The sequence below is a fragment of the Ruegeria sp. D4 genome (assembly GCF_056534475.1).
Genome location: NZ_JBQFPJ010000016.1, coordinates 106,712 through 113,321, shown reverse-complemented (window position 1 = coordinate 113,321; position 6,610 = coordinate 106,712). Strand labels below are relative to the sequence as shown.

6 protein-coding genes are annotated in these 6,610 nt (G+C 57.6%); 4 read left to right on the top strand and 2 right to left on the bottom strand.

Annotated elements, in window-relative coordinates; all coding sequences use genetic code 11:
* Both ACR0MI_RS18715 and ACR0MI_RS18710 read right to left on the bottom strand, forming a co-directional pair.
* Positions 1–1,145, bottom strand: a 1,145-nt coding sequence (locus tag ACR0MI_RS18715) for an aminotransferase class III-fold pyridoxal phosphate-dependent enzyme (RefSeq protein ID WP_480855172.1), incomplete at its 3' end; no start/stop codon positions are given.
* A 35-nt stretch (positions 1,146–1,180) separates the two neighbouring features.
* Positions 1,181–1,960 (bottom strand): IclR family transcriptional regulator, encoded by a 780-nt coding sequence (locus ACR0MI_RS18710; RefSeq protein ID WP_170611298.1) that lies wholly within the window; start codon positions 1,958–1,960, stop codon positions 1,181–1,183.
* Between the two features lie 106 nt (positions 1,961–2,066).
* Here ACR0MI_RS18710 and ACR0MI_RS18705 point away from each other — a divergent pair, with 106 nt between their 5' ends.
* The 4 genes from ACR0MI_RS18705 to ACR0MI_RS18690 are packed head-to-tail and all read left to right on the top strand — an operon-like array spanning position 2,067 to position 6,610.
* Positions 2,067–2,996 carry a tripartite tricarboxylate transporter substrate binding protein gene (locus ACR0MI_RS18705; protein WP_170611300.1) on the top strand — a complete coding sequence of 310 codons (930 nt, stop codon included), beginning with the start codon at positions 2,067–2,069 and terminating at the stop codon, positions 2,994–2,996.
* A gap of 56 nt (positions 2,997–3,052) precedes the next feature.
* The gene (locus ACR0MI_RS18700) at positions 3,053–3,592 is read left to right on the top strand and encodes a tripartite tricarboxylate transporter TctB family protein (RefSeq protein WP_480441575.1); all 540 of its coding nucleotides are present in this window, start codon (positions 3,053–3,055) and stop codon (positions 3,590–3,592) included.
* Between the two features lie 7 nt (positions 3,593–3,599).
* Complete coding sequence (locus ACR0MI_RS18695; RefSeq protein ID WP_170611302.1) at positions 3,600–5,120, top strand: tripartite tricarboxylate transporter permease; 1,521 nt, start codon at positions 3,600–3,602, stop codon at positions 5,118–5,120.
* 5 nt (positions 5,121–5,125) lie between these two features.
* Complete coding sequence (locus ACR0MI_RS18690; RefSeq protein ID WP_170611304.1) at positions 5,126–6,610, top strand: aldehyde dehydrogenase; 1,485 nt, start codon at positions 5,126–5,128, stop codon at positions 6,608–6,610.

The following is a 6,610-nucleotide window of genomic DNA, read 5'->3' as shown; positions in this document are numbered from 1 at the left end:
CTCAGGCCCTCGCCCCCGCGCACATCTCCGATTGCGTCGTGTTTTTCAGCCAATTTTTTCAATCCGGTAAAAAGTTCTTCACCGCGGGCCGCGGCGTTTTCCCAAACACGCAGACGATTGATTTCAGACAGAGCCGCCAGCGCAGCCGCTGCGCCGACCGGATGGCCGGAATAGGTATAGCCCTGATCGACTGACGCCATACCTGTGGTGTCGCTTTCAAAAACCTCGGCGACCGCGCCCGAAATCATTGCCGCACCGAATGGGAAATAACCGTTGGTGATCGCCTTGGCTGTCGTCATGATGTCGGGCTGCACACCCCAATGCCGCGCGCCGCTTTCGCTGCCGGTACGACCAAAAGCAGTGATGATCTCATCCGAGATAAGAAGAATACCGTTTTTCGAACAGACCTCGCGCACCATTGGCATGAAGCTTTTGTGTGGTGGGATCACGCCGCCTGCGCCCAGAACCGGCTCCATGATGAATGCGGCGACGGTATTTGCACCCTGAAACGCGATCTCGGCCTCCAGCGCCTTGACGCAAAGTTGCGCCAGACGCTCGGGGTCTGTTTCGTCGAACGGATTGCGGTAGGTCCACGGCGCAGGCACGTGGAAACAGCCTGGCATCATCGGCTCGTAAGCCGCGCGGAACTTCTGGTTGCCATTGACCGAAGCGGCCGCGAAATGGGTGCCGTGGTATCCTTGCTTGAGGCTGATGAACTTTGTCCGGCCGGCCTCGCCCCGCACTTTGTGATACTGTCGCGCAAGCTTCAGCGCGATTTCAACTGAATCCGATCCGCCCGAAGTGAAAAAAACTCGGGTCAGACCATCAGGCTTGAAAAACTGCGCCAACTTATAGGACAGCTCAATCGCCTTGTCGTTGCTGGTGCCCCGGAAGGTCGAGTAATACGGCAGCGCATTCAACTGATCGGTAATGGCCTGCTTAACCGGATCACAGGAATAACCCAGATTGACGTTCCACAACCCGCCAACCGCGTCGATGGCCTTGTGGCCGTCTATATCGATGATGCTGACCCCTTCCCCTCCGGTCAGGATGGTGGGCGGATTGTTTTGACTGTCGGCAGGATGTGCCATCGGGTGCCAGAAATGGCGCGCGTTGTTTTCCTTCAGGAAATTGGAGTCTTTCATATCACGGGTCTCCGAGGATCTTGTCCGCCCATCGGTCAGGGCTGGAACGCGGTTGGGAAGTTTCGCGGAAACTGACCACCGAAATTCGCAGTCAGTTCGAGCGAAAGGGAATGCAATGTCGTCAGGATCAAAGGCAGGTGATCGCCGTTTGCACGAATTTCAGGCACCGCAATTGCGATTGTGCCTATCGCCACCTGATCAATTCCAAAGACAGGCGCAGCGTATCCATAAACGCCTGCTTCAAACCCGCCTGCGCTGTTTGACCAGCCCTTGCGCCTGATCTCAGAAACCCGTTCACGTATCAGGTCAGGGGACACCAGGGTTTCCGCTGTGTAGGACGTCAAGGCCTGGCGATCCAGATCTTCAAGCAGGTGAGCGGGGCCAAAACTCAGCAGGCACAGGCCGGAGGCCGTTGCATTGATCGGCAGAATTTCCGCCGGATCAAGGCTGACCCGCACGGTGTACCGCGTGGTTTCCAGCGCCAGAGCGGTCTGCAATTTGCCTTGTTGCAGCAGCGAAAGGTGCATGCTTTCGCCGATTACCTGCATGGCGGACTGCATCCTTGCGCGCGCGCCTTCAAGCCCCGGATTTGCGATTTCCCGCAGCGCGGCAAGACGCACCACAGCCGGTCCGATCGCATAGGACTTGGAGTGCGGGTTTTGTTCGATCAGGCCAAACTCTTCCAATGCGCGAAGGTGGCGCAGAGTCGTTGCCTTGTTCATACCGGACAGCCGGGCAAGGTTGCTCAGACCGATCTCCGGCTGAGCACTTGAAAACAACTCGAGCAATTTCAAAGCATTAAGAGCGGTGCCCATGCGCTTTTCTCTCCTTCGCACGTAATACTTGACAGAAAGCATTTAACAAAGCAACATTATTGTTGTTACTTCGGTTCAAATAATGAACCAAGCCAGGGAGGCGTCAATGAAAAAAATTCTAACCGCTGCCGTTTTTGCAGCCTCTGCAACAGCAGCACTTGCTGAATACCCGGAAAAGCCGGTGACCTTTGTGGTTCCGTGGCCTCCGGGCGATCTGGAAGACGTGTTAACCCGGATGATCGCAGATGAATTCCAGGCCATGTACGGCGTTCCGGCCGCGGTTGTGAACAAGCCTGGCGGCGGAGGCGGCCCCTTCCCCGGCGCGGTTGAGGTCGCAACGGCTCCGGCAGATGGCTACACCATCGGATCCTTCGTTATTGGCGTTCCTGTCATCGGGCCCGAGATCGGAATCCCGGAGCTGAACCCAAATCCATTCGACCCTATCGGAATTTTCCTGACCTATCCGTTCGTGATCGCATCCAGCAAAGATGCGCCATTCTCGAATTGGGACGAACTTGTAGCGCACGGTAAGGAAAACGATGTGGCTCTTGGCCATTTCGGCTCGGTCCTGCCGCCCACACAGGTTACGTTTGCGGCTGCGGTGAGCAGCGGCTTCGACTTTGCAAGCGAAGCGGCGTTCGACGCGCTGGACTGCAACACATTGGCGTCAGGTGACGTGGACGTCATCAATACCACGCTGCAACTCGTGCTGCCCTGCCTCGACAATGTGAACATTCTGGCCAGCATCGGTGGTGAACGAATTTCGCTTGTACCGGACACACCAACGGTTGTCGAAATGAACCCGGACCTGCCGCTTGCGTTGTGGAACGGGTTGTTCGTGCACAAGGACACTCCGGCAGATGCCCGTGAAAAGATCACTGCCGCCGCGCAAAAGGCGTTGGAGTCCGACAAGGCCAAAAAGCTGGCTGAAGAAACCGGTGCGTTGATCTATTGGCAGGACCCTGACGCGTCAAATGCGCAAATCGAACAGGACAAAGCGTCGTTCGCGAAAATCGAAGAGATTCTGGGCGAATAAGCACCTAACAGGGCGCGGGTGGAAAGCCCGCGCCTTGTTGCATGTCGGGGAGGGACATGATGATTGCAAAAACGCTTCAGGACATGTTCAGAAGGTATCGCCGACCTGGCGACATCATCTTTGCCGTCTTTTTCCTTGCCTTCTCGTTGTTCCTGCTCAGCCAGTTGGGCACCGAGACAAAGTTGGTAAAGCGCACCAAGTGGTTTGCGCAGCCGTCGCTGTGGCCGACCATCGCCATATGGGGCATGGTGATTTTCAGCGCCCTGCATCTGATCGGCTCAGCCGTTTCCCCCCGTATTCCCGGGCGCTGGAGAGAGCTAACTTTTTGGCTCATGTCTCTTGAATATGTTGTCTATTTCCTGATCTACGTGGTGGCCGTGCCGTGGCTGGGGTACTTGCCCTCGACCATGCTGTTCGCCGCTTTTCTGGCCGCGCGCACCGGTTTTCGAACGCCCGGCACAATCGGGATTTCACTGCTGTTCGGCGCCAGCGTCGCCATTCTTTTCAGAGCATTTCTTCAGGTGAATATCCCGGCAGGTCGGGTTTACGAGTTCCTTCCGGACTCCGTCCGCGTCTTTGCCCTGACCTATCTGTGAGGCCGCTATGGACAATCTGATTTCCGGCTTTGCAATTCTGGCCCAATGGCAGGTTTTGATCGCACTGCTCATCGGGTCTGTTGGCGGAGTCATCATCGGCGCACTGCCCGGCGTCGGGGCGGCTGTCGCCATCGCCATTCTGCTGCCTGCTACGTTCGCCTTCGAGCCTATTGTTGGTCTGACCCTGCTGCTGGGTATCTACGGCTCATCGATGTACGGCGGCGCAATCCCTGCAATTCTGATCAACACGCCGGGCACGGCAGTGAATGCGCTGACAACCTATGACGGTTATCCAATGACAAAGCGGGGCGAGGGCCATCGCGCGCTGTCGCTGGCTTATTCCGCGTCGTTCTTTGGCGGCATCTTCTCGATCCTCTGCCTGATCATCCTGTCCCCGGTTCTGGCATGGGTCGCCCCGCATTTCGGCAGCCGCGAGATCTTTCTGGCCGCGTTTCTGGGCATCCTTCTGGTGATCCTGGCCCATCGTGGCCAGACATTTTCGGCGGCAATGCTGGCCTTCTTCGGCATCTTCCTGAACACGGTCGGGCTGGAGCCCGTCAAATACACAAAGCGTTTTACGTTTGACCAAAGCTGGTTGTCTTCGGGGATCGACCTTATTGTCGTTGTGCTGGGTTTGTTTGCCATCAGCCAGGCGCTATTGCTTCTGGTCGACAAGGAACACGCGCCCGGTGAGGCGCATGTTCGAGGCAACATCTTCGCCGGCCTCAAAGAACTGTTGGGCATCAAGCGCATCGCGACGGTGTCGTCTTCGTTAGGTGTCCTGATGGGCATGATTCCCGGAACCGGCGAATTCACTTCGCAATTCCTGTCCTACACCTATGCGCAAAAAAGCTCGAAGACTCCGGAAGCTTTCGGCAATGGCTCTCCTGAAGGTCTGGTTGCCTCTGAGGCTGCGAACAACGCGGTACCAGGTGCCGCAATGATCCCCTTGCTGGCGTTGGGTATCCCGGGCGAGGCGCTGACGGCAATGATGCTGTCGGTCTTTTATGTCCACAACGTAGTCCCCGGGCCGCAACTGTTTGCCGAGCAGATGGATTTTGTTCTGGCACTGTACATGTCGCTGATCCTGCTGAACGTGATCGTTCTGGTCTTTCTGTTGTTTTCGACAAATCTGCTGCTGAAGATCATTCAGATCCCGACCCGGTTCCTGGGCATCATGATCCTGACCTTGTCTTTTGTCGGGGTGTTCAGCCTGCGCAATTCGGTCACCGACTGCGCCATTGCGGCAGGGTTCGGAGTGTTTGGTCTGATCCTCAAGCGTCTGAACCTGCCGATCGTGCCGATCATTCTGGGCATGGTTCTGGGCGGCATCATGGAGGTCAAGCTGCGCAGCGCCATGGCGCGGGTCAAAACGCCGCTCGATTTCATTGACAGGCCAATCGCAGCGATCCTGTTCATCATGATCCTGGGCATCATTCTGCTGCACATCCGCACGCTGGTGAAGGAACACAAGGAACGGATCAAACCGCAGCCGATTGGCGACGAAGACTCGACACAGCAAGGATAACCCTCATGGACCAGTCCTCGATTGATGCGCTGCGCGCGCAGGAAATCTCCCCTCGCGGTCATTTCATCAATGGCGCCTATCAGGCCGCAGAGAACGGCGCGCAGCAGGAAGTGTTGTCGCCCATCGACGGTCAGCCCCTGACACGCATTGCCGAGGGAACGCTTTCGGACGTTGACACGGCGGTGCACGCCGCGCGCCTGGCGTTCGAAGATGGCCGCTGGTCCCGTATGTCGCCTGCTGGCCGCAAGAAAGTGCTGCTGAAGCTGGCCGATCTCATCGAAAGCCACGCACTCGAGATCGCCGTTATGGGCGTGCGTGACAACGGAACCGAGATCAACATGGCCTATAAGGCCGAGACGCTCTCGGCCGCTGGCACCTTTCGCTATTATGCCGAGGCGATAGACAAGGTCTACGGTCAGGTCGCCCCGACCGGACATGACGTACTGGGACTGATCCACCACGCTCCGGTGGGTGTCGTGGGTGCAATCGTGCCTTGGAACTTTCCGCTGATGATCGGAAGCTGGAAGATCGCACCTGCTCTGGCTGCGGGCAACTCCATTGTTCTGAAACCGGCAGAGAGCGCCTCTCTCAGCCTGTTGAAAATCGCCGAACTTGCGGCTGCGGCAGGCGTTCCGGACGGCGTGTTCAACGTTGTTACGGGGCGCGGATCAGTCGTGGGCGAGGCGCTGGCGCTTTCGATGGACGTGGACATCATGGTGTTCACAGGATCAGGTGCAACGGGCCGCCGTCTGCTGGAATATTCCGCACGCTCGAACCTGAAACGCTGCTATCTGGAACTTGGCGGAAAATCCGCCAACATCGTCTTCAACGATGCCCCCGATCTGGCCGAGGCCGCGAAGGTTTCGGCAGCGGGTATCTTCCGCAACTCGGGACAGGTCTGCGTTGCGGGGTCTCGCCTGCTGGTGCAGGAAGACATCTATGAAGACTTCGTGGCCGAAATCTCGCGCCACGCCGAGAGTTTCCTCGTGGGTGATCCGCTGGATCTGAACAGCCAGATCGGCGCCGTTCACAGCCTGCCCGAGCTGGAAGCCAATCTGGACTTCGTCACCAGGGCCGAAGCTGAAGGTGCCGTACGCCGCACCGGCGGTTACCGTATCCTGACCGAATCCGGCGGCTACTATATGGTGCCGACGGTGATGGCGGGTGTGAAAGAGACCGATAACCTGTTTCAGAACGAGGTATTCGGCCCGGTTCTTGCGGTGACACCCTTCAAGGACGAGGAAGAAGCGATCCGCCTGGCCAATGCCACTGTATACGGGCTTGCTGGAGGCGTATGGACGTCAAACCTCAGCCGGGCGCACCGCATGGTGGCAGGCGTGCGGGCGGGTGTCGTGCATGTGAACACTTATGGCGGTTCCGATCTGACGGTGCCGCTGGGCGGGGTACGTCAATCGGGCAACGGGCACGACAAATCACTGCACGCTCTTGAAAAATATGTGGACTTGAAAACAGCCTGGATAAAGCTCTGA